General features: G+C 55.5%; 17 protein-coding genes. 10 read left to right on the top strand and 7 right to left on the bottom strand.

The window, feature by feature from the left end; genetic code table 11:
* Positions 1–6: 6 nt before the first annotated feature.
* On the bottom strand, positions 7–2,115 hold the full coding sequence (gene rlmKL, locus ACOTZC_RS01155; RefSeq protein WP_023311022.1) for a bifunctional 23S rRNA (guanine(2069)-N(7))-methyltransferase RlmK/23S rRNA (guanine(2445)-N(2))-methyltransferase RlmL: 2,109 nt from the start codon (positions 2,113–2,115) through the stop codon (positions 7–9).
* Positions 2,116–2,213: 98 nt separating this feature from the next.
* On the opposite strand from rlmKL, the gene ACOTZC_RS01150 reads away from it, so the two are divergent.
* Positions 2,214–3,323 (top strand): YcbX family protein, encoded by a 1,110-nt coding sequence (locus ACOTZC_RS01150; RefSeq protein WP_045354500.1) that lies wholly within the window; start codon positions 2,214–2,216, stop codon positions 3,321–3,323.
* On the opposite strand, the gene zapC is transcribed toward ACOTZC_RS01150, so the two are convergent.
* The gene (zapC, locus tag ACOTZC_RS01145) at positions 3,320–3,862 is read right to left on the bottom strand and encodes a cell division protein ZapC (RefSeq protein ID WP_023311020.1); all 543 of its coding nucleotides are present in this window, start codon (positions 3,860–3,862) and stop codon (positions 3,320–3,322) included. The genes ACOTZC_RS01150 and zapC overlap by 4 nt on opposite strands.
* Before the next feature lie 165 nt (positions 3,863–4,027).
* The gene (gene pyrD / locus ACOTZC_RS01140; protein ID WP_023311019.1) at positions 4,028–5,038 is read right to left on the bottom strand and encodes a quinone-dependent dihydroorotate dehydrogenase; all 1,011 of its coding nucleotides are present in this window, start codon (positions 5,036–5,038) and stop codon (positions 4,028–4,030) included.
* A gap of 248 nt (positions 5,039–5,286) precedes the next feature.
* Here pyrD and ssuE point away from each other — a divergent pair, with 248 nt between their 5' ends.
* Genes ssuE through ssuB form a run of 5 tightly spaced genes read left to right on the top strand, consistent with a single transcriptional unit; the run spans position 5,287 to position 9,527 of the window.
* Positions 5,287–5,862, top strand: coding sequence for an NADPH-dependent FMN reductase (gene ssuE / locus ACOTZC_RS01135; protein ID WP_047174502.1), 576 nt, complete (start codon positions 5,287–5,289; stop codon positions 5,860–5,862).
* Complete coding sequence (locus ACOTZC_RS01130) at positions 5,855–6,817, top strand: sulfonate ABC transporter substrate-binding protein (RefSeq protein ID WP_421635552.1); 963 nt, start codon at positions 5,855–5,857, stop codon at positions 6,815–6,817. The genes ssuE and ACOTZC_RS01130 overlap by 8 nt, the downstream gene beginning before the upstream one ends.
* Positions 6,814–7,959: an FMNH2-dependent alkanesulfonate monooxygenase gene (gene ssuD / locus ACOTZC_RS01125; protein ID WP_248161282.1), complete on the top strand. Its 1,146-nt coding sequence runs from the start codon at positions 6,814–6,816 to the stop codon at positions 7,957–7,959. The genes ACOTZC_RS01130 and ssuD overlap by 4 nt, the downstream gene beginning before the upstream one ends.
* 9 nt (positions 7,960–7,968) lie before the next feature.
* A complete protein-coding gene (ssuC, locus tag ACOTZC_RS01120) occupies positions 7,969–8,760 on the top strand; it encodes an aliphatic sulfonate ABC transporter permease SsuC (RefSeq protein WP_023311016.1) in 792 nt (263 codons plus the stop codon).
* Entirely contained in the window at positions 8,757–9,527 is a 771-nt protein-coding gene (ssuB, locus tag ACOTZC_RS01115; protein ID WP_214576339.1) for an aliphatic sulfonates ABC transporter ATP-binding protein, read from the top strand. Before ssuC ends, ssuB begins: the two co-directional genes overlap by 4 nt.
* Before the next feature lie 96 nt (positions 9,528–9,623).
* Here the strand turns inward: ssuB and pepN are convergent, their stop codons facing one another.
* A complete protein-coding gene (pepN, locus tag ACOTZC_RS01110; protein WP_047174499.1) occupies positions 9,624–12,236 on the bottom strand; it encodes an aminopeptidase N in 2,613 nt (870 codons plus the stop codon).
* A 254-nt stretch (positions 12,237–12,490) separates the two neighbouring features.
* Here pepN and pncB point away from each other — a divergent pair, with 254 nt between their 5' ends.
* The 4 genes from pncB (at position 12,491) to aspC (ending at position 18,348) form a co-directional block, all read left to right on the top strand.
* Positions 12,491–13,693, top strand: coding sequence for a nicotinate phosphoribosyltransferase (gene pncB / locus ACOTZC_RS01105; RefSeq protein ID WP_047174498.1), 1,203 nt, complete (start codon positions 12,491–12,493; stop codon positions 13,691–13,693).
* A gap of 166 nt (positions 13,694–13,859) precedes the next feature.
* Positions 13,860–15,260: an asparagine--tRNA ligase gene (gene asnS / locus ACOTZC_RS01100; RefSeq protein WP_126302791.1), complete on the top strand. Its 1,401-nt coding sequence runs from the start codon at positions 13,860–13,862 to the stop codon at positions 15,258–15,260.
* Positions 15,261–15,866: 606 nt separating this feature from the next.
* Positions 15,867–16,973: a porin gene (locus ACOTZC_RS01095; RefSeq protein ID WP_023311011.1), complete on the top strand. Its 1,107-nt coding sequence runs from the start codon at positions 15,867–15,869 to the stop codon at positions 16,971–16,973.
* Positions 16,974–17,157: 184 nt separating this feature from the next.
* Entirely contained in the window at positions 17,158–18,348 is a 1,191-nt protein-coding gene (aspC, locus tag ACOTZC_RS01090; protein WP_163353653.1) for an aspartate transaminase, read from the top strand.
* Positions 18,349–18,396: 48 nt separating this feature from the next.
* On the opposite strand, the gene ACOTZC_RS01085 is transcribed toward aspC, so the two are convergent.
* From ACOTZC_RS01085 to ldtD, 3 genes are all read right to left on the bottom strand, one after another.
* On the bottom strand, positions 18,397–19,044 hold the full coding sequence (locus tag ACOTZC_RS01085; protein ID WP_023311009.1) for an MBL fold metallo-hydrolase: 648 nt from the start codon (positions 19,042–19,044) through the stop codon (positions 18,397–18,399).
* Between the two features lie 20 nt (positions 19,045–19,064).
* Positions 19,065–19,616 carry a YcbK family protein gene (locus tag ACOTZC_RS01080; protein ID WP_023311008.1) on the bottom strand — a complete coding sequence of 184 codons (552 nt, stop codon included), beginning with the start codon at positions 19,614–19,616 and terminating at the stop codon, positions 19,065–19,067.
* A 174-nt stretch (positions 19,617–19,790) separates the two neighbouring features.
* Entirely contained in the window at positions 19,791–21,614 is a 1,824-nt protein-coding gene (ldtD, locus tag ACOTZC_RS01075; RefSeq protein WP_047173352.1) for a L,D-transpeptidase, read from the bottom strand.
* Positions 21,615–21,698 lie beyond the last annotated feature (84 nt).

Raw genomic sequence — 21,698 nt, 5'->3', positions numbered from 1 at the left:
TTCCTTTCAGACCGCGGTAATCAACCAGCAGTTATGAATTTGACGGTTACGGGCAAAGTCCTGAGACAGCGTTTTTTGGCTGATTTCTTGTGCTTTCAGTCCCAGGGCTGCTAAGCCGTCATGATCCATACGGAAGCCGCGTTTGTTGTTCGAGAACATAATGGTGCCGCCCTTACGCAGCAGGCGCTTCAGGTCGGTCATCAGGCGCAGGTGATCGCGTTGAACGTCAAAGCTATCCTCCATGCGCTTGGAGTTGGAGAAGGTCGGCGGATCGATAAAGATCAGGTCGAACTGCTCGTCGGTATCACGCAGCCAGCCCAGCACGTCGGCCTGCATCAGTCGGTGCTGACGTCCGGTCAGCCCGTTAAGACGCAGGTTGCGCTCCGCCCACTCCAGATAGGTACGGGACATATCCACCGTGGTGGTGCTCCGCGCGCCGCCCAGACCCGCATGCACGCTCGCGCTGCCAGTATAGGAGAACAGGTTGAGGAAATCTTTGCCCTTGCTCATCTGACCCAGCATGCGACGGGCGATACGGTGGTCGAGGAACAGGCCGGTATCCAGATAGTCGGTCAGGTTCACCCACAGGCGAGCGTTGTATTCGCCCACTTCGATGAAGTCGCCCTTCTCGCCCATCTTCTGATACTGATTTTTTCCTTTCTGACGCTCGCGGGTTTTCAGCACCAGCTTGTTTGGCGCAATGCCGAGCACGGCGATGGTGGCCGCAATCACATCCAGCATGCGCTGACGCGCTTTTTGCGCATCAATGGTTTTCGGTGGAGCATATTCCTGAATCACCACCCAGTCCGCGTAGCGGTCAACCGCCACGTTGTACTCCGGCAGATCGGCATCGTACAGGCGATAGCATTCAATGCCCTCCTGCTTCGCCCACTTCTCAAATTTCTTCAGGTTCTTGCGCAGGCGGTTGGCGTAATCTTCCGCCACGCCGGATGGCTTACTGTCCGCCGCTTTCTCCGCCAGATGGTAGTTTTTTTGCACGCAGTCCAGCGGGCCGTTTTTCGCTTTAAACTGGCGATCGGCACGCAGCTGCAGGCAGCTCAGCAGCTCCGGCGAGGCGCTAAACAGCGACAGGTTCCAGCCGCCGAAGTAGTCCTTCATATTGCGCCCCAGCAGGCTGTGTAGGGCAATCAGCGCCGGTTCGCTGTCCAGACGCTCGCCGTAAGGCGGGTTGCTGATCACGGTACCGTACGGACCTTTTGGCAGCGGGTTGGTCAGATTCGCCACGTCTTTCACCTCAAAGGTGACCAGCTCGCCGATACCGGCACGACGGGCGTTGCTGCGCGCGCGTTCAATTACCCGCGGGTCGCTGTCCGAACCGTAGAAGTGGGAGGTGTACTCCGCCAGACCTTTACGCGCGCGGGTCTGCGCGTCGTCTTTGACCTCTTTCCAGAGCGCTTCGTCGTGCTGCGCCCAGCCTTTAAAGCCCCAGTGACCGCGATGCAGGCCCGGCGCGCGGTCGGTTGCCAGCATGGCCGCTTCAATCAGCAACGTACCGGAACCACACATCGGATCGAGCAGCGGCGTGCCCGGCTGCCAGCCGGAGCGCATTACAATGGCGGCGGCCAGCGTTTCTTTAATTGGCGCCATACCGGTACGATCGCGGTAGCCGCGCAGGTGCAGGCCTGCGCCGCTCAGATCGAGAGAAATACTCGCCGTGTCACCGTTGAGCCAGACGTTAATACGCAGATCCGGATTTTCGCGATCGACGTTTGGACGTTCCTTATTTTTACGCGTGAAGCAGTCCACAATGGCGTCTTTTACACGCAGGGCACCGTACTGGCTGTTGCGGATCTCGTCGTTCACGCCGTTGAAATGCACCGCAAAGGTGGCATTGGGCGTGAAGATCTCTGTCCAGTCGATCATCTGTACGCCGGTATAGAGGTCCAGGTCGCTATAGACCTTACACTCCTTCATCGGCAGCATGATGCGCGACGCCAGACGGCTCCACATCAGGCTCTGGTAAATAAGCCGCGTGTCGCCCTCAAAATGGACACCACCCTGAACCACCTGGCACTCTTGCGCGCCCAGGCTTTCCAGTTCAGTTTTTAACAGCTCTTCCAGCCCACGGGCCGTACTGGCAAACAGAGAATTCATATCGTCACTTTTACTCTTAGAAAATTGTCGCGCATTATAGCTAATATGGCGTGTATGTCATAAAGTTGAAGGCTTATTTTCATTTGTGGGAGTGTGCAGTGGCGACGTTATCCAGGCTTTTTATTCATCCGGTGAAATCCATGCGCGGCATCGGCGTCTCTCACGCGCTGGCCGACATGAGCGGATTCGCCTTCGATCGTATTTTTATGGTCACCGAGCCTGACGGCACATTCATTACCGCACGCCAGTTCCCGCAGATGGTTCGCTTTACCCCTTCCCCGCTTCATGACGGTTTACACCTTACCGCGCCGGACGGTTCCAGCGCGGTAATTCGCTTTGCTGATTTTGCGCCTGTCGATGCGCCAACGGAAGTGTGGGGCAATCATTTTACCGCGCGCATCGCCCCGGATGAGATTAACCGCTGGCTGAGCGGTTTCTTCTCTCGTGACGTGCAGCTGCGCTGGGTAGGTCCTGAACTGACGCGTCGCGTGAAGCGCCATGACGCCGTTCCCCTCTCCTTCGCCGATGGTTTCCCGTTCCTGCTGACTAACGAAGCCTCGCTGCGTGATTTACAAGGCCGCTGCAAGGCTAGCGTTCAGATGGAACAGTTCCGTCCGAACCTGGTGGTCACGGGCGCCGACGCCTGGGAAGAAGACACCTGGAAAGTGATCCGCATCGGTAGCGTCATCTTTGATGTCGTAAAACCCTGCAGTCGCTGCATTTTCACCACGGTGAGCCCTGAGAAAGGTCAGAAACACCCTTCCGGCGAACCGCTGAAGACGCTGCAGTCGTTCCGCACCGCGCAGGACAACGGCGATGTGGATTTCGGCCAGAACCTGATCCCGCGCTCCAGCGGCGCAATCCGCGTCGGTGATGAGGTAGAAATTCTTGCCCGAGGGCCTGCAAAAGCATACGGCTCAGGTCAGGAAGAAGAAATGGTCGACGTTGTGACGAATGTCGCCTCTGCGGTAGATATTCACTGGCAGGGCAACGTCATCCGTGGCAACAACCAGCAGGTATTACTGGAGCAACTGGAGCAGGCAGGTATTCGCGTACCCTATTCCTGTCGCGCAGGCATTTGCGGATGCTGCCGCATCAGGCTGGTGGATGGAGAGGTCAGTGCGCTGAAAAAATCGGCAATTGGAAATGACGGCACAATTCTGTGCTGTAGCTGCATACCGAAAACGTCCGTACAGCTGGAAGCTTAAACCGCCTGTTCAAGGCTGAAGGAATCTACGCGCAGCTGTGGCTTCAGCCTGTCGTTCATCACTTTAATGGCATCGCCAAGCTGCATCGTCCGCCCGGCAATGGTTACGCCGGGCTGTGCCAGCAGGCAGAGCGCAGCATTTTCGCCTGGCTCAACCACCAGAAGGCTCACCTCTTCTGCGGTATCGCTCAGATTGACGCTGGCCGCGTCACCCGTTGCCGGAGTCCAGCTCATACCATGCGCAAGAAAATGCCAGCTTTTTGGCATTTGCGGTTTCAGGAAGCGGATAGCCACCAGCGCGTTTAATACCAGCTCGGCACGCTGCTCTTTAGAGAGCACCAGATCGCGACATTTTTCTTCAAAGGAGAAATAAAGCGCCGCATCGTCAACGCAAAAGCCCGACGGGGAAAATGCATCCGGGGTTAACATTCGGCGGGCAAAACGAGAACGAAACAACATGCCATTGGCTAAATCGAGCATCATTCGGTCATGCTCGTCGCAAAAATACCAGCGCCAGTTATCGTCAGGTTTAATTCGCATGTGTCTCTCCCGTCCCCAAACGTCCTGTACTAAAAATGTCCTGTTTGCCGCCTCGTTTATAACACCATTAATAAAAGACTATAATGACTAAATAAGCAACAGTGACGGAATATAAAACAACCAGGGCTGGAAATAAAGCCCTGGTTGTCTGATTAAGAGAAAAGATTAGATATGAGTAACGATTTCTTTAATCAGCGGCGGTCCTTTAAAAATAAAGCCGGAATAGATTTGCACCAGTGACGCACCTGCCGCCATCTTCTCGCGCGCAGCAATCACTGAGTCAATGCCGCCGACGCCAATAATCGGCAGACGTCCTTTTAATTCCGCAGACAGGGCGCGAATAATTTCGGTGCTTTTTAATTGCACCGGACGTCCACTTAACCCACCCGCTTCGTCACAGTTTTTCATTCCCTGCACGAGGGAACGATCGAGAGTGGTATTGGTCGCAATAACACCATCAATATTATGGCGAACCAAACTGTCGGCAACCTGGATCAATTCTTCAGGAGAAAGATCCGGGGCGATCTTAACCGCGACCGGAACATATTTATGGTGGATCGTCTGGAGTTCATTTTGTTTATTTTTAATGGCACTCAGAAGATCGTCCAGCGCTTCGCCATATTGTAAGGAACGCAGACCCGGAGTATTGGGTGAAGAAATATTCACCGCGATATAACCGGCATAGGCGTAGACTTTTTCCATACAAATCAGATAGTCATCTTTACCCTGCTCAACCGGCGTGTCTTTATTTTTGCCGATATTGATGCCTAATATCCCGTCAAAATGGGCTTTTTTTACGTTCTCAACCAGGTGATCAACACCGAGGTTATTAAAGCCCATGCGGTTGATCAGCCCTTCGGCTTCAACCAGGCGGAACAGGCGCGGCTTGTCATTTCCCGGCTGCGGGCGCGGCGTGACGGTGCCGATTTCAATGGAGCCAAAGCCCATCGCGCCCAGGGCATCAATGCACTCGCCATTTTTGTCCAGACCGGCCGCCAGACCCAGCGGATTTTTAAAGGTCAGACCCATGCACTGCACAGGTTTTTCCGGCACATTCTGACGCACCAGAGCGGCCAGCGGCGTTCCGGTAATACGACGTAATTGCTGGAATGTAAATTCATGAGCGCGCTCAGGGTCGAGCTGGAAAAGGGCTTTACGAACGAAGGGGTAGTACATGAACTCTCCTGGATTCCCGGTGTGCAAACCGGGAGGGGATTATGGGCGATCCACGCGCGAAAGGGAATTGACCTGCGGCAAAAAATCAGCGCAAAACGCAATCGTTTACCTTCCCGTCTATTTCTTATGCACTTTTTCGCATTTTAATTGCAGATAAATCATTTAGTGGAATAACCGCGCGGTGTCACACTCCTGAAAATTGTTATGAATGTTAGATAAAAGCAAACAATTGGTTATAAGGAGGAAGTATGCGCGTCATTACCCTGGCCGGAAGTCCACGATTCCCTTCGCGCTCTAGCGCCCTGCTGGAATATGCCCGCGAAAAACTCAATGCCCTGGATGTGGAAGTGTGCCACTGGAACCTGCATAACTTCGAACCTGAAGATCTGCTCTATGCCCGTTTCGACAGCCCTGCGCTTAAAACGCTGATCGAGCAGCTTAACGGCGCTGATGGCTTAATTGTGGCAACGCCTATTTATAAAGCCTCCTTTTCCGGGGCGCTGAAAACCTTGCTCGATCTGCTTCCGGAGCGCGCGCTGGACGGCAAAGTCGTGCTGCCGCTGGCAACGGGCGGTACGGTTGCCCATTTATTGGCCGTGGATTATGCCCTGAAGCCGGTGCTGAACGCGCTGAAAGCGCAGGAGATCCTCCACGGCGTTTTCGCAGATGACTCCCAGATTATTGATTATCAACATAAACCTCATTTTACGCCCAACCTGCAAACCCGCCTCGATAACGCTCTGGAAACCTTCTGGCACGCTCTGCACCGCAGGGATATCCAGGCCCCGGCGTTTGGTCAGCCTCAAGGAGTCGCACATGTTTAAAACGTTAACCCGCATCGGCCTGGCAGGTCTGATGGCGCTTACCTCGCTGGCCCATGCCGCAGAAGCGGCTCCGGAAAGTTTGCGCATTGGCTATCAGAAAGGCAGCGTCAGCATGGTGCTGGCGAAAAGCCACCAGCTGCTGGAAAAACGCTTCCCGAACACCAAATTCTCCTGGGTGGAGTTCCCTGCTGGCCCGCAGATGCTGGAGGCCCTGAACGTCGGCAGTATCGATCTCGGCAGCACGGGCGATATTCCGCCGATATTTGCCCAGGCGGCGGGAGCGGACCTCGTCTATGTTGGCGTTGAGCCGCCCAAACCGAAGGCCGAAGTGATTCTGGTGCCTGAAAACAGCGACATTAAAAGCGTCGCCGACCTCAAAGGGCACAAAGTGGCTTTCCAGAAAGGTTCCAGCTCACACAACCTGCTGTTGCATGCCCTGCAGGAAGCCGGGCTGAAGTTCACTGACATTCAGCCTGTTTACCTGACGCCTGCCGACGCCCGCGCCGCGTTCCAGCAGAAGGACGTTGATGCCTGGGCCATCTGGGATCCGTACTACTCCGCCGCATTGCTGCAGGGCGGCGTTCGCGTGCTGAAAGACGGTACCACGCTGAAGCAGACCGGCTCGTTCTATCTGGCCGCGCGTCCTTATGCGGAAAAGAACGGCGCATTTATTCAGGGCGTACTGGATACCTTTACCCAGGCCGATGCGCTGACCCAGACCCAGCGTCAGGAGAGCATTGCCCTGCTGGCGAAAACCATGGGCTTACCTGAGCCGGTGATCGCGAGCTATCTCAACCACCGTCCGCCGACCACCATTACGCCCGTGGACGCGCACGTCGCCGCGCTTCAGCAACAAACGGCTGACCTTTTCTATCAAAACCACCTGGTGCCAAAACAGGTCACTATCCGCGAACGCATCTGGCAGCCCGCAGGCAAAGAAGGAGCTAAATCATGAGTCTGAATCTTTTCTGGTTTTTACCCACCCATGGTGATGGACACTATCTTGGTACAGAAGAGGGCTCGCGCCCGGTTGACCACGGCTACCTGCAGCAGATTGCGCAGGCGGCGGACCGAATCGGTTTCACCGGGGTGCTGATCCCGACCGGACGTTCATGTGAAGATGCCTGGCTGGTGGCCGCATCGATGATCCCGGTCACCCAGCGTCTGAAGTTCCTGGTTGCCTTACGCCCGAGCGTAGTCTCCCCTACCGTGGCGGCGCGTCAGGCGGCAACGCTGGACAGGCTATCCAACGGTCGCGCCCTGTTTAACCTGGTGACGGGCAGCGACCCGCAGGAGCTGGCGGGCGATGGGGTGTTCCTCGACCATACCGAGCGCTATGAAGCCTCCGCCGAGTTCACCCGCGTCTGGCGACGTCTGCTGGAAGGTGAAACCGTCACCTTTGAAGGCAAGCATATTCACGTTCGCGACGCGAAGCTCTACTTCCCGCCGGTGCAGCAGCTGCGCCCGCCGCTCTATTTTGGCGGATCGTCGGATGTGGCCCAGGATCTGGCGGCAGAGCAGGTCGATCTCTATCTTACCTGGGGCGAACCGCCTGAGCTGGTGAAAGAAAAAATTGCCCAGGTACGCGCGAAGGCGGCCGCCCATGGCCGCAAGGTGCGCTTCGGTATTCGCCTGCACGTAATCGTGCGCGAAACCAATGAAGAAGCCTGGCAGGCCGCCGACCGTCTGATTTCCCATCTGGACGATGAGACCATCGCCAGGGCGCAGGCCGCGTTTGCCAAAACCGACTCCGTCGGACAGCACCGAATGGCGTCCCTGCACAACGGCAAGCGCGAGAATCTGGAGATCAGCCCGAACCTGTGGGCGGGCGTCGGCCTGGTGCGCGGCGGTGCGGGCACGGCGCTGGTCGGCGACGGTCCGACCGTAGCCGCCCGGATTAATGAATACGCTGACCTGGGTATCGACAGCTTTATTCTCTCCGGTTACCCGCATCTTGAAGAGGCGTACAAGGTGGGCGAGCTGTTATTCCCGCTTCTGGATGTTGCCATTCCGGAAATTCCGCAGCCGCAGCGGCTTCAGCTTCAGGGCGAAGCCGTGGCGAACGAGTTTATTCCACGCAAAGCCGCACAGAGCTAAGGAGTGACCATGTCTGCCACCTCACAAAAATGGCTGCTGCGCGCCGCGCCGTGGTTTTTACCCGTCGGCATTGTGGCTCTCTGGCAGCTCGCGTCATCCACCGGCTGGCTGTCGAGCCGCATTCTGCCCTCTCCGGAGGGCGTCGTAGAAGCGTTCTGGTCGCTGAGCGTGAGCGGTGAGCTGTGGCAGCATCTGGCGATCAGCTCCTGGCGCGCCGTGATTGGGTTTTCCATCGGCGGCAGCATCGGTCTGGTTCTGGGCTTGATCAGCGGCCTTTCCCGCTGGGGCGAGCGGCTGCTGGATACCTCCATTCAGATGCTGCGCAACGTGCCGCATCTGGCGCTGATCCCGCTGGTTATCCTGTGGTTTGGGATTGATGAGAGCGCCAAGATCTTCCTCGTGGCGCTGGGCACACTGTTCCCGATCTACATCAACACCTGGCACGGCATCCGCAACATCGATCGCGGTCTGGTGGAGATGGCGCGCAGCTACGGCTTATCGGGTTTTTCTCTCTTTATACACGTGATCTTGCCGGGTGCCCTGCCCTCCATTATGGTCGGGGTGCGTTTTGCGCTCGGCCTGATGTGGCTGACGCTGATTGTGGCAGAGACCATCTCGGCCAACTCAGGCATAGGCTACCTGGCAATGAACGCCCGCGAGTTCCTGCAAACGGACGTGGTGGTGGTTGCCATCATTCTGTATGCCCTGCTCGGCAAGCTCGCCGACGTCAGCGCCCAGTGGCTGGAGCGCAGCTGGCTGCGCTGGAACCCGGCCTATACCCTTCAGGAGGCGAAAGCATGAACACTGCACGACTGAATCAGGGAACGCCGTTACTGCTGAACGGCGTGACCAAACGCTACGGCGAAAACACCATTCTTAACGGGCTGGATCTGCACATTCCCGCCGGACAATTTGTGGCCGTTGTTGGTCGCAGCGGCGGCGGCAAGAGTACCCTGCTACGGCTTCTGGCCGGGCTGGAAGCCCCCAACGGCGGTGACATTCTGGCAGGAACGACGCCGCTTTCGAATATTCAGGACGATACCCGCATGATGTTTCAGGATGCACGCCTGCTGCCGTGGAAAACGGTTATCGACAACGTCGGGCTCGGTCTTAAGGGCAGCTGGCGGGATGAAGCCCGCCAGGCGCTGGCCGCCGTTGGGCTGGAAAATCGTGCGGGCGAATGGCCGGCAGCCCTCTCGGGTGGGCAGAAGCAGCGCGTGGCGCTGGCGCGTGCGTTGATTCACCGTCCGGGCCTGCTGTTGCTTGATGAACCGCTCGGCGCGCTCGACGCCCTGACGCGGATCGAAATGCAGGATTTGATTGGATCCTTGTGGCAGGCGCACGGCTTTACGGTACTGCTGGTGACGCATGACGTGAGCGAAGCCGTCGCGATGGCTGACCGGGTGCTTTTAATTGAGGACGGGAAAATAGGCCTGGATCTGACGGTGGATCTTCCGCGCCCTCGCCGCGTGGGCTCTGCAAGGCTGGCGGAGCTGGAAGCTGAGGTATTGGATCGGGTGATGAAGCGCGGGGGGACGGAGTTAGAGCGAGTTAAGGCTAATGCCTGATGCCCTCACCCCGGCCCTCTCCCGCGGGGAGAAAACACAAAAAACGGCAACCGAGGTTGCCGTTTTGCGTTTACCTGCCCACCGGCATTTTTTACATCAGGCGAGCGCCTTAGCAATCTTCTCGTACAGATCGCCAGACAGGTTCTCCAGCCCTTTCAGCTGCTCAAGCGCGGCACGCATCTTCGCCTGACGCTTCGCGTCGTAGCGTTTCAAACGGATCAGCGGCTCAATCAGACGCGACGCCACCTGCGGGTTACGGCTGTTCAGCTCGGTCAGCATTTCCACCATGAACTGATAACCGCTGCCGTCTTCGGCGTGGAACGCCGCCGGGTTACTGCTGGCAAATGCGCCAATCAGAGAACGCACGCGGTTTGGGTTGCTCAGGGTAAAGGAGCGATGCTTCAGCAGGCTGCGCACGTTGCTGAGCGCATCAGCCGCCGGGCTGGTCGCCTGCAGGATGAACCACTTGTCCATCACCAGGCCATCCTGATGCCACTTGTCGTCGTACTCCTGCATTAGCGCATCGCGGCACGGCAGTTCGGCGGCAACGCTTGCGCCCAGCGCGGCCAGCGCGTCGGTCATGTTATCCGCTTCGTGATACTGCTTGCTCACCAAAGTGTTCGCCAGCTCGGTTTCGCCAAACGCCAGATAGCGCAGGCAGGTATTGCGCAGAGAACGTTTACCAATGTCCGCGTGCTCAACGCGATAAGCGTCAAGCTTGTTGGCGTTATAAATGGCGAGGAACTCATCGGCCAGCTCAGCAGCCAGCGTACGGGTCAACGCTTCACGCACCGCCACGATGGCAATCGGGTCGATGATGTCAAACAGCTCGGCGATTTCAGTCGCTGACGGCAGGGTCAGAATTTCAGCGGCCAGGGCCGGGTCAATCTTCTCATCCAGCAGGATCGCGCGGAACGCGTCAGCCACATGGACAGGCAGCGACAGCGGCTGCCCCTGCTGATGGCGGTTTACGTTGAGCTTGATGTAGGTCGCCAGCAGGCTTTGCGCCGCATCCCAGCGGGAGAAGTCGTTACGCGCGTGACGCATCAGGAACGTCAGCTGCTGATCGCTCCACTTGTATTCCAGCTTCACCGGCGCGGAGAATTCACACAGCAGCGCAGGCACCGGCTGGAAGTAGACGTTATCGAAGATAAAGGTCTGCTCGGCCTGAGTCACGTTCAGCACGTGGTGTACCGGGTGGCCTCCCTTCTGGAGCGGGATGACTTTGCCTTCGTTATCGTACAGCTCAATGCTGAACGGAATATGCAGCGGATATTTCTCTTCCTGCTCCGCCGTCGGCGGCGTGCGCTGGCTGATGGTCAGGGTGTACTGCTCGGTTTCCGGATTGTAATCGTCTTTGACGGTGACAACCGGCGTCCCGGCCTGGCTGTACCAGCGGCGGAAGTGAGAGAGATCGACATTAGAGGCATCTTCCATAGCCTGCACAAAATCGTCGCAGGTGGCCGCGCTGCCGTCGTGCCGCTCAAAGTAGAGCTGCATCCCTTTCTGGAAATTCTCCTCGCCCAGCAGGGTGTGGATCATGCGGATAATTTCAGCGCCCTTCTCGTACACCGTCAGAGTGTAGAAGTTGTTCATTTCGATAACTTTATCCGGGCGGATCGGGTGCGCCATTGGGCTGGCATCTTCCGCAAACTGCAGACCACGCATGGTACGCACGTTGTTGATGCGGTTCACCGCGCGTGAACCCAGATCGGAGCTGAACTCCTGATCGCGGAAGACGGTCAGGCCCTCTTTCAGGCTCAGCTGGAACCAGTCGCGGCAGGTGACGCGGTTACCGGTCCAGTTGTGGAAATATTCGTGGCCGATAACGCGTTCGATATCAAGGTAGTCTTTGTCCGTTGCGGTATCGGTACGCGCCAGCACGTATTTGGAGTTAAAGACGTTAAGGCCTTTGTTCTCCATTGCGCCCATGTTGAAGAAATCGACGGCGACGATCATATAGATGTCGAGGTCATATTCGAGGCCGAAGCGCTCCTCGTCCCACTTCATGGAGTTGATGAGAGAGGTCATCGCCCACGGCGCGCGGTCAAGGTTGCCGCGGTCAACAAACAGCTCCAGCGCCACCTCGCGGCCTGAGCGCGTTTTGAAGGTGTCGCGCAGCACGTCGAAGTCCCCCGCCACCAGCGCAAACAGGTAGCACGGTTTCGGGAAGGGATCCTGCCACTGCACCCAGTGACGGCCATTCTCCAGCTCGCCTTCGCCTACGCGGTTACCGTTGGAGAGCAGGAAGGGATACAGGGTTTTATCGGCGATGATTTTGGTGGTGAAGCGCGCCAGGACGTCCGGGCGGTCGAGATACCAGGTAATGTGGCGGAACCCTTCCGCTTCACACTGGGTACACAGCGCCACGCCCGACTGGTAAAGCCCTTCCAGCGCGGTGTTAGCGGCCGGGCTGATTTCATTCACGATGCGCAGCGTAAACTGTTCCGGCAGGTTGTCGATGACCAGCTGGTTGTTTTCTTCTTTATAGTCCGACCAGGCTTCATCATTAATATGCAGGGAGACCAGCGTCAGGTCTTCACCATCCAGACGCAGCGGCACAGCAGTTGAGCTATGGCGCGTCACCTGGCTCACCGCCGTGACAACGGTTTTTGTGGCATCCAGGTCAAAAGTCAGATCGATTTCGCTAATCAGGTAATCCGGCGCACGGTAGTCGTGGCGGTATTTGGCTTGTGGCTGTTGTGTCATAGAAAACCTTATGCATCGTTTGTCGAGTAACGTTTCAATATATTCCTGTTGCGCAAATCGCGCTATGCAGAATGTTCATCTTTTCAGGGTCAAAACCCTTTTTTGCTACATTTGTATAACACGGGGCACAAAATGCCCTCGACCATAAAACGCGCTTATGTTGTGATCGGGGTTCAATAAATCACTAAACAAGGTATACTCCGGAGTTGTTTATTGTACTAAACGCTCCTGTGAGAGGATGCTACTGCGCACCTATGACTCAATTCGCTTCTCCAGTTCTGCATACGTTGCTGGATACCGACGCGTATAAACTGCATATGCAGCAAGCCGTTTTCCACCACTACTATGACGTTCACGTCGCGGCGGAATTCCGCTGTCGCGGCGACGACTTGCTCGGTATCTACGCAGACGCCATTCGTGAACAGGTCGATGCTATGCAGCATCTGACGCTGCAGGACGAGGAATATCAGTGGCTTTCTGGCCTGCCTTTCTTCAAAGCCGATTACCTGAACTGGCTGCGCGATTTCCGCTATAAGCCGGAGCAGGTCACCGTGCTTAACGATAACGGCAAACTGGATATTCGCCTTGAAGGCCCGTGGCGGGAAGTGATCATGTGGGAAGTGCCGCTTCTGGCGGTGATCAGTGAACTGGCTCACCGCTACCGTTCGCCGGAAAAAGGCGTCGAGCAGGCGGTCGCCGCGCTGGAAAATAAACTCGCAGCCTTCTCCACGCTGACCGAAGGGCTGGACATGTCCCGCTTCCGCCTGATGGACTTTGGCACGCGTCGCCGTTTCTCGCGTGACGTTCAGGAGGCCATCGTTAAACGTCTGCAGCAGGAGCCGTGGTTCGTTGGCACCAGCAACTACGATCTGGCACGCCGCCTCAGCCTGACGCCAATGGGCACCCAGGCACACGAGTGGTTCCAGGCGCATCAGCAGATCAGCCCCGATCTGGCTAACAGCCAGCGCGCGGCACTGGCCGCATGGCTTGAGGAGTACCCGAATCAGCTCGGGATTGCCCTCACCGACTGTATTACGATGGATGCCTTCCTGCGCGACTTTGGTCCCGAGTTCGCTGAACGTTACCAGGGATTACGCCACGACTCCGGGGATCCGGTTGAATGGGGCGAGAAAGCCATTGCCCATTACGAAAAACTCGGCATTGATCCGATGAGCAAGGTGCTGGTCTTCTCGGATAATCTCGACCTGGCGAAAGCGGTCGACCTCTATCGCCATTTCAATACCCGTGTGAACCTGAGCTTCGGGATTGGTACCCGTCTGACCTGCGATATTCCTCAGGTAAAACCTCTGAATATCGTCATCAAACTGGTGGAATGTAACGGCAAGCCGGTGGCAAAACTCTCCGACAGCCCGGGTAAAACCATCTGCCATGACAAAGCGTTTGTCCGCGCATTGCGCAAAGCGTTCGATCTCCCCTTGATCAAAAAAGCCAGTTAAGCGCTTACGGGAGCCTTTATGGCTCCCTTCTCCTTATTTATTTCTCAATTCTTCTCTTTTGACTGCGAAATTTACTTGTCTGATAGCGGATGGCAGGTAACATAGATATCCCCCCATAAGGGTGGACAAGTGTTTATTTTTTCCGACTATTAACAGAGAGAATATTATGAGCGTTGTGCCTGTAGCCGACGTACTCCAGGGCCGTGTCGCCGTTGACCAGGAAGTCACCGTGCGCGGATGGGTGCGTACCCGCCGAGATTCTAAAGCTGGCATCTCCTTCCTTGCCGTCTATGACGGTTCCTGCTTTGATCCTGTACAGGCCGTCATTAATAATTCTCTGCCCAATTACAATGATGACGTTCTGCACCTGACGACGGGCTGTTCCGTTATTGTCACCGGCGTGGTCGTGGCATCCCCGGGTCAGGGTCAGAGCTTCGAAATTCAGGCTTCTGCCATTGAAGTCACCGGCTGGGTTGAAGATCCGGATACCTACCCGATGGCGGCAAAACGCCACAGCATCGAATATCTGCGTGAAGTCGCCCACCTGCGTCCGCGTACCAACCTGATTGGTGCGGTGGCGCGCGTGCGTCATACGCTGGCGCAGGCGCTGCATCGTTTCTTCGATGAGCAGGGTTACTTCTGGGTGTCTACCCCGCTGATCACCGCGTCCGATACGGAAGGTGCCGGTGAGATGTTCCGCGTCTCGACGCTGGACATGGAAAACCTGCCGCGTACGCCTGAAGGTAAAGTGGACTATGACAAAGACTTCTTTGGTAAAGAAGCCTTCCTGACGGTATCTGGTCAGCTCAACGGCGAAACGTACGCCTGTGCGCTGTCTAAGATCTACACCTTTGGCCCAACCTTCCGCGCCGAAAACTCCAACACCAGTCGTCACCTGGCGGAATTCTGGATGCTGGAGCCTGAAGTGGCCTTCGCCGACTTGGACGATGTTGCGGGTCTGGCGGAAGCGATGCTGAAGTATGTGTTCAAAGCGGTGCTGGAAGAGCGTCCTGACGACATGAAATTCTTCGCAGAACGCGTAGACAGCGATGCTGTGGCGCGTCTGGAGCGTTTCGTCTCTGCCGACTTTGCGCAGGTGGACTATACCGACGCGGTGGCGATCCTCGAGAAATGCGGTGAGACGTTCGAGAACCCGGTTTACTGGGGCGTTGACCTGGCGTCTGAACACGAACGCTATCTGGCCGAGAAGCATTTCAAAGCGCCGGTTGTCGTTAAAAACTACCCGAAAGATATTAAGGCCTTCTATATGCGCCTTAACGAAGACGGTAAAACCGTGGCAGCGATGGACGTTCTGGCGCCGGGCATTGGTGAAATCATCGGTGGCTCTCAGCGTGAAGAACGTCTTGACGTGCTGGACGCGCGTATGGAAGAGATGGGGCTCAACCCAGCTGACTACAGCTGGTACCGCGATCTGCGTCGTTACGGTACCGTACCGCACGCCGGTTTTGGTCTGGGCTTCGAGCGTCTGATTGCCTACGTTACTGGTGTTCAGAACGTACGTGACGTGATTCCTTTCCCACGTACTCCACGTAACGCCAGCTTCTAATCGATACAATACTAAAATGGCCAGCTTATGCTGGCCATTATTTTATTCTGTATTGTCAGTTTTCGTCAGCGTAAAGTCAGCATCTTTAAACCTTCACCCCGTCACAACCACTACCTGTTACGTTTTGTTACCGCGAAATATCCAGCCACAAAAAATAAACCCCATTCTTATTGCGATTATTACATCCTCAAGCGATAGCACAAATTTCAACCACCTTTACAGCCGTCCGGAAGGCTTTTTGGAGTCATAAGAAAAAACGAGCCGTTTAGCGTCTGTTTATATGAATCGCCTTTATCTCAATTAATCATAAGGAATTCATATATATAGGATAGTGCTTGTTGTTTAATTCGCCAGGGCGTTCTGAAGTTTGAGGTGGTTCACAAAGTTCCCAAAAATACATATTTAGTTACACATAATTTCTTTTGGTTACTTAATCTTGAGAATTGTAGCACTTTCAGGCTAGCGAAACGCTTCGCCGAATGGAAAGATGCCTGTCAGATACATAAAGACACCAAACTCTCATCAATAGTTCCGGAAATATTTATTGACAGAATTTATTGACGGCAGTGGCGAGTGTCATAAAAAAACCAATGAGGGTAATAAATAATGATGAAGCGCAATATTCTGGCAGTGGTAATCCCTGCCCTGCTGGTAGCCGGTGCAGCTAACGCTGCAGAAATCTATAACAAGAACGGCAACAAGCTGGACTTCTACGGTAAAGTTAACGCCGAGCACGATTTCGTGACTTCCGGTGATAACACCAACAATAACGACGCTACCTACGCGCAGATCGGTTTCAAAGGCGAAACTCAGATCAACGACCAGCTGACCGGTTACGGCCAGTGGGAATACCGTTTCCTGGCCAACCAGGCTGAAAATGGTGCTCAGACTAACAAAAACCGTCTGGCATTCGCTGGCCTGAAAGCGGGCGATGCTGGCAGCATCGACTATGGTCGTAACTACGGTATCGTTTACGACGTAGAATCATACACCGATATGGCGCCGTCCTTCTCTGGTATGACCTGGGGCGGTAACTATGTTGATAACTTTATGACCAGCCGCAGTACCGGTCTGCTGACCTACCGTAACAGCAACTTCTTCGGTCTGGTTGACGGTCTGAGCCTCGGCGTTCAGTACCAGGGCAAAAACGACCGTGCTGACGTTAAAACCTCTAACGGTGACGGCGTAGGCTACTCCCTGGGCTACGATTTCGGCGAAGGCTTCGGTGCAATCGCATCTTACAGCAACGCTAACCGTACTCTGAATCAAAAAGCTGATGGTGAAGGCGACAAAGCTGAAGCATGGGGTGTTGGTCTGAAATACGACGCTAACAACATCTACCTGGCAACCACCTATGCAGAAACCCGTAACACCACTCGTACCGGTTCTAACGGTGACGCTGGCTTCGCTAACAAAACGCAGAACTTCGAAGTGGTTGCACAGTACCAGTTCGACTTCGGCCTGCGCCCAGCAATCTCCTACGTGCAGACCAAAGGTAAAGACCTGGCTGCGGTCAACGGCTTCAGCGGTGGCGATGCAGACCTGGCTAAATTCATCCAGGTTGGTACCACTTACTACTTCAACAAGAACTTCAACGTGTGGGCTGACTACTATATCAACCTGCTGGACAAAGACTCCGACTACGCGAAAGCTGTTGGCGGTCTGAACGGCAACGACGATATGGCTGCTGTGGGCGTAACCTACCAGTTCTAATCAGAACACCACTTTGTTATATGCTTAATGAACAGGGCTTCGGCCCTGTTTTTTTATGCCTGACAGAAAATAATGGCGACTTTTGAAAAGCCGCACGCTTTTCGTCGCAAACGGTTGGCATTTTGTAAATCTACCGTTAACCTGATAGCGGATTTCACTTCTGTAATCACAATGGAACTTCGTCATGTTTGAGAACATTACCGCCGCTCCTGCCGACCCTATTCTGGGCCTGGCCGATCTGTTTCGTGCCGACGACCGCCCTGGAAAAATCAACCTGGGTATTGGTGTATATAAAGATGAAACCGGCAAAACTCCGGTACTGACCAGCGTTAAGAAAGCTGAGCAGTATCTGCTGGAAAACGAAACCACCAAAAACTACCTCGGTATTGATGGTATCCCTGAATTTGGTCGCTGCACCCAGGAGCTGCTGTTCGGTAAAGGCAGCGCAATTGTGAGTGACAAACGTGCCCGTACGGCACAGACTCCTGGCGGTACCGGTGCGCTGCGCGTGGCGGCGGATTTCCTTGCGAAAAACACCTCTGTTAAGCGCGTATGGGTGAGCAACCCAAGCTGGCCAAACCACAAGAGCGTGTTTAACTCTGCGGGTCTGGAAGTACGTGAATATGCCTACTACGACGCGGCAAACCACGCTCTCGACTTTGACGGCCTGCTGGCGAGCCTGAGCGAAGCGCAGGCGGGTGACGTGGTGCTGTTCCACGGCTGCTGCCACAACCCAACCGGTATCGATCCGACGCTTGAGCAGTGGCAACACCTGGCGAAGCTGTCCGTTGAAAAAGGCTGGCTGCCGCTGTTTGACTTTGCCTACCAGGGCTTCGCCCGTGGTCTGGAAGAAGATGCCGAAGGCCTGCGCGCGTTCGCAGCCGTGCATCAGGAGCTGATTGTCGCAAGCTCTTACTCCAAGAACTTCGGTCTGTACAATGAGCGTGTGGGTGCCTGTACGCTGGTTGCCGCTAACGAAGAGACCGTCGATCGCGCGTTCAGCCAGATGAAATCGGTTATCCGCGCTAACTACTCTAACCCACCGGCACACGGTGCGTCTGTTGTTGCCACTATCCTGAGCAACGATGCGCTGCGCGCTATCTGGGAACAAGAGCTGAACGATATGCGCCAGCGCATTCAGCGCATGCGCCTGCTGTTTGTTAATACCCTGGCTGAGAAAGGCGCGGACCGCGACTTCAGCTTTATCATCAAACAGAACGGCATGTTCTCGTTCAGCGGCCTGACCAAAGAGCAGGTTCTGCGTCTGCGTGAAGAGTTTGGCGTGTACGCCGTGGCCTCTGGCCGCGTGAACGTTGCTGGTATGACGCCTGACAACATGGCGCCACTGTGCGAAGCGATTGTCGCCGTACTGTAATTTGCGCCCATAAAAAAGCCTGCGTTATGCAGGCTTTTTTTATTCTTGTTACCAGACAGGCATCTCATCCTGAAGGAACGGATTATGGAGCCGTTCATAGCCCAGCGTCGACATCGGACCGTGTCCTGGGATAAACGTAACGTCATCACCCAGCGGCAATAACTTTTGTTTAATCGACTGGATCAGCTGCCCATGATCGCCGCGCGGAAAATCGCTGCGTCCTACGCCACCTTTGAAGATCACATCGCCGGAAATCAGCAGACGAGACTGGTCATCAAAGAAGACGATATGGCCTGGCGTATGCCCAGGACAATGCAACACCTGTAAAGTCACATTCCCTACGTTAACGCGCTCTCCTTCGTTCAGCCAGCGATCGGGCGTCAGGGGCTGACACTCATCAAGGCCAAACATGCGGCTTTGGGCGGGTAACCCCTGCAGCCAGAACTCATCTTCTTTTTCCGGGCCGATCACCGGCACACCATAGTGTTCAGCCAGTTCAGCCGCAGCACCTACATGGTCAAGATGACCATGAGTGAGCAAAATCTGCATCAGCGTGACGCCGCTTGCTGCGACTTCCTGCTTGATTTTCTCAGCGTCACCGCCGGGATCGACAAGCGCGGCCAGTTTAGTCTGTTCGCACCAGATCAATGAACAATTCTGGGAGAACGCGGTAACCGGAATAATACGATAGTTCATACTGCTCCTGTGTTTCGTTATTACCAGTGCCGAACCGGACCGGTATCAATATGCACAAAGTTGCTGCTGGGGTAATATCCTACACCACCTGCGCGCATAGATAACGCGGCTTTGCGAATATTGGCTAACGAAACGCCTTCAATATGGAAATCCATTGCCTGTCCCTTCGTGTGATAGCTTTTTTTGGCTACCCCGCGACTGTGGGCGCGCAGTTCATTATTGGTATCAATCGAGCGATAGCCAGAAATGAGCTGCACCGGCCTGCTGGTGCCCAGCAGGCCCTGAAGGCGGAAAAGCTGATCAAACAGTCCTGGATCGATGGCTTTTATTTTATTCGCGCGGAAATCACGGAAAAAATGGTTAAGTCTTGCTAATTCATCCTGAATATAGCCTCTGCCATCGAAGAATTCCGCTTTTAGCGACTCACCGGTATGGAGATTGTTGAGCGTTAAAACTCGCGGACGAGGTGTCGAGAGGGTGGCAAATGCTGGCGTCGGCAAGATGGCCGCTGCGCCAAGCGCAACACCACCTAACGCCAGCAGTTTGCGGCGATTAGCGTCAAATTTGTCCATGATAATCAGGTCTACAGGTAAAAGAAATCGTAATATGCTTAGCGCACGAAGGGCACCTTAACTGGCAAAACCGGGTACGTCAAGGCGCCCAACCCCAGTGAATACGCGGCTTGCAGCGATATAGCCCCTTATTCACCCTAACTTACGACAATCATTTTTCCCGAACTGCTTCATTTACCTGATTAATTGTTCCGCTTTTGGCAAAATTTGTGCGCCGGATCGCGCGGTGAGATCATAATTGTAAATATCTGTACGGTACTGAGTACGCCCGTCTTCGCCCACAAACGCAGTCAGATAGTAAAGATTGACCGGAATATTGTGCCGAATATTCACGTAACGCGTATCCCCCTGCTTCAGGGCATCCGAAATGCGCGTATCGTTCCAGCCCGCATCCTGCAGCAGCATATTGGCCAGCTCCGAGGCTTTGTTCACGCGCACGCAGCCAGAACTCAGCGCGCGCGTATCTTTCTGGAACAGATTGTGGTTCGGCGTATCGTGCAGATAGATAGCGTCAGAACTCGGCATGTTGAATTTGTAACGCCCTAAAGAGTTATGCGCCCCCGGTGCCTGCTGGAAACGGAACGGCAGGTTTGACGCCGTGATTGTCGACCAGTCGACCATATAAGGATCGATAGCCTCTTTACTGTTCCATCCACGCATCACCGTATAGCCATGACGTTCCAGATAACCCGGATCGTTCCAGACCTTCGGCAGAATGTCTTTTCGCGCCAGGGTCGGCGGCACGTTCCACGGCGGGTTAACCACCACGTTATTCAGCGCGCTGCTCATCATCGGTGTTTTACGATCCGGACGCCCGACAATCACGCGCGACGCCAGTTTTTCGCTACCATCCTGATAATAGACCAGGGAATACGCCGGGATGTTTACCATAATCCCGGTAGAGAGCGTTCCCGGCAGCAGGCGCAAACGCTGGATATTGAGCGCCAGCACCCCTGCCCGCTGCGCAGGCGATACGTTCAGCCAGTCGCGCGTCGTCTGGCCAATGACGCCATCGGCCCCCAGCCCCTGAGCGGCCTGGAACTGTTTAACGGCCGCAACCAGCTCGCGATCGTAAGCCGCGGGTTTGTTGCTCAGAACAACGGCTTTCTTCTCTTTTACTGGCGCTGATGGGCTGACGGCGACGTTTTGTGGATCGTCACCCGGAAGTGCAATCTTTGGCCCGCCGTCAAGAAGACCGGAACGCGTCAGGATCTCGCGCAGGGCAGGAACATCGCTGCTCCACTGCCCTGGACGCAGCGTCGCGGTACCGCGCATTTGCGGCCATGGACGCGTGTCCCCCACCAGCGCGAGGAGCGACTGGTGCAGAGTGGCATAGTGTGGATGCGCCGGTGCGAGGCTGGCGATAAAGCGCGGCAGTTCGCCATTGTCCAGCGCGAGCTGCCACTGGTTAATCACCGACAGCGCCGGCGTCGCCAGCTTGTACGGTTTATCGCTGTACAGCCAGCGGTTGCCATTGACCGGAATACCCGCCACGAACTGCAGGTAGCCCATGATGGCATCGGAAAGCACCACATCACGCGCCTGCCCGGTGACGGCAGGATCGGTTAACAGCTCAACCCACTTTGTAAACTGCGGCTGAAACCCTGCAATCGCGACTTCCGCCAGCTGCTGCTGGAAGGCGCGCACGGCATCGCGGTTTTCCCACATCGGTTTCATATCGCGGGCGGCATAGAGGAGCGTGAGCTGATTGATATAGACAGGCGTGTAGCCTGATGGCAGCCCCGACTGCAGCTGCTGACTGAGCGATTCCGCGTCGATGCCTTCCGGCAGCGGTTTAATTCCGGCCATGATAGCCGTCGCCGGAGACTGCTCCAGCGGCTGGGACAACGACGTTGGCTGAGCGCCTGTCGTTGCCGAGCTGTCAGTCGGCACAATTTCAGGCTCGTCGGCCTGGGCGGTTAACAGCGGAGCAAACATCACTGCCAGGCATAAACTCAGCGCAGACAGCTGACGACCACATTCTTTCTTTAGCAACATCCCTTGCCCCCTGTTTTCACGACATGCCCATCACGCTGGGGCTTTCTTTCATTATAGGTAGACGGCTAAGCTGTTGCCTTACCT

Source organism: Enterobacter cloacae complex sp. SHL009 (assembly GCF_049237205.1).
Taxonomy (GTDB): domain Bacteria; phylum Pseudomonadota; class Gammaproteobacteria; order Enterobacterales; family Enterobacteriaceae; genus Enterobacter; species Enterobacter cloacae_M.
Note: the sequence above shows the minus strand (reverse complement) of the source record. Positions and strands in the feature narration are given on the sequence as shown.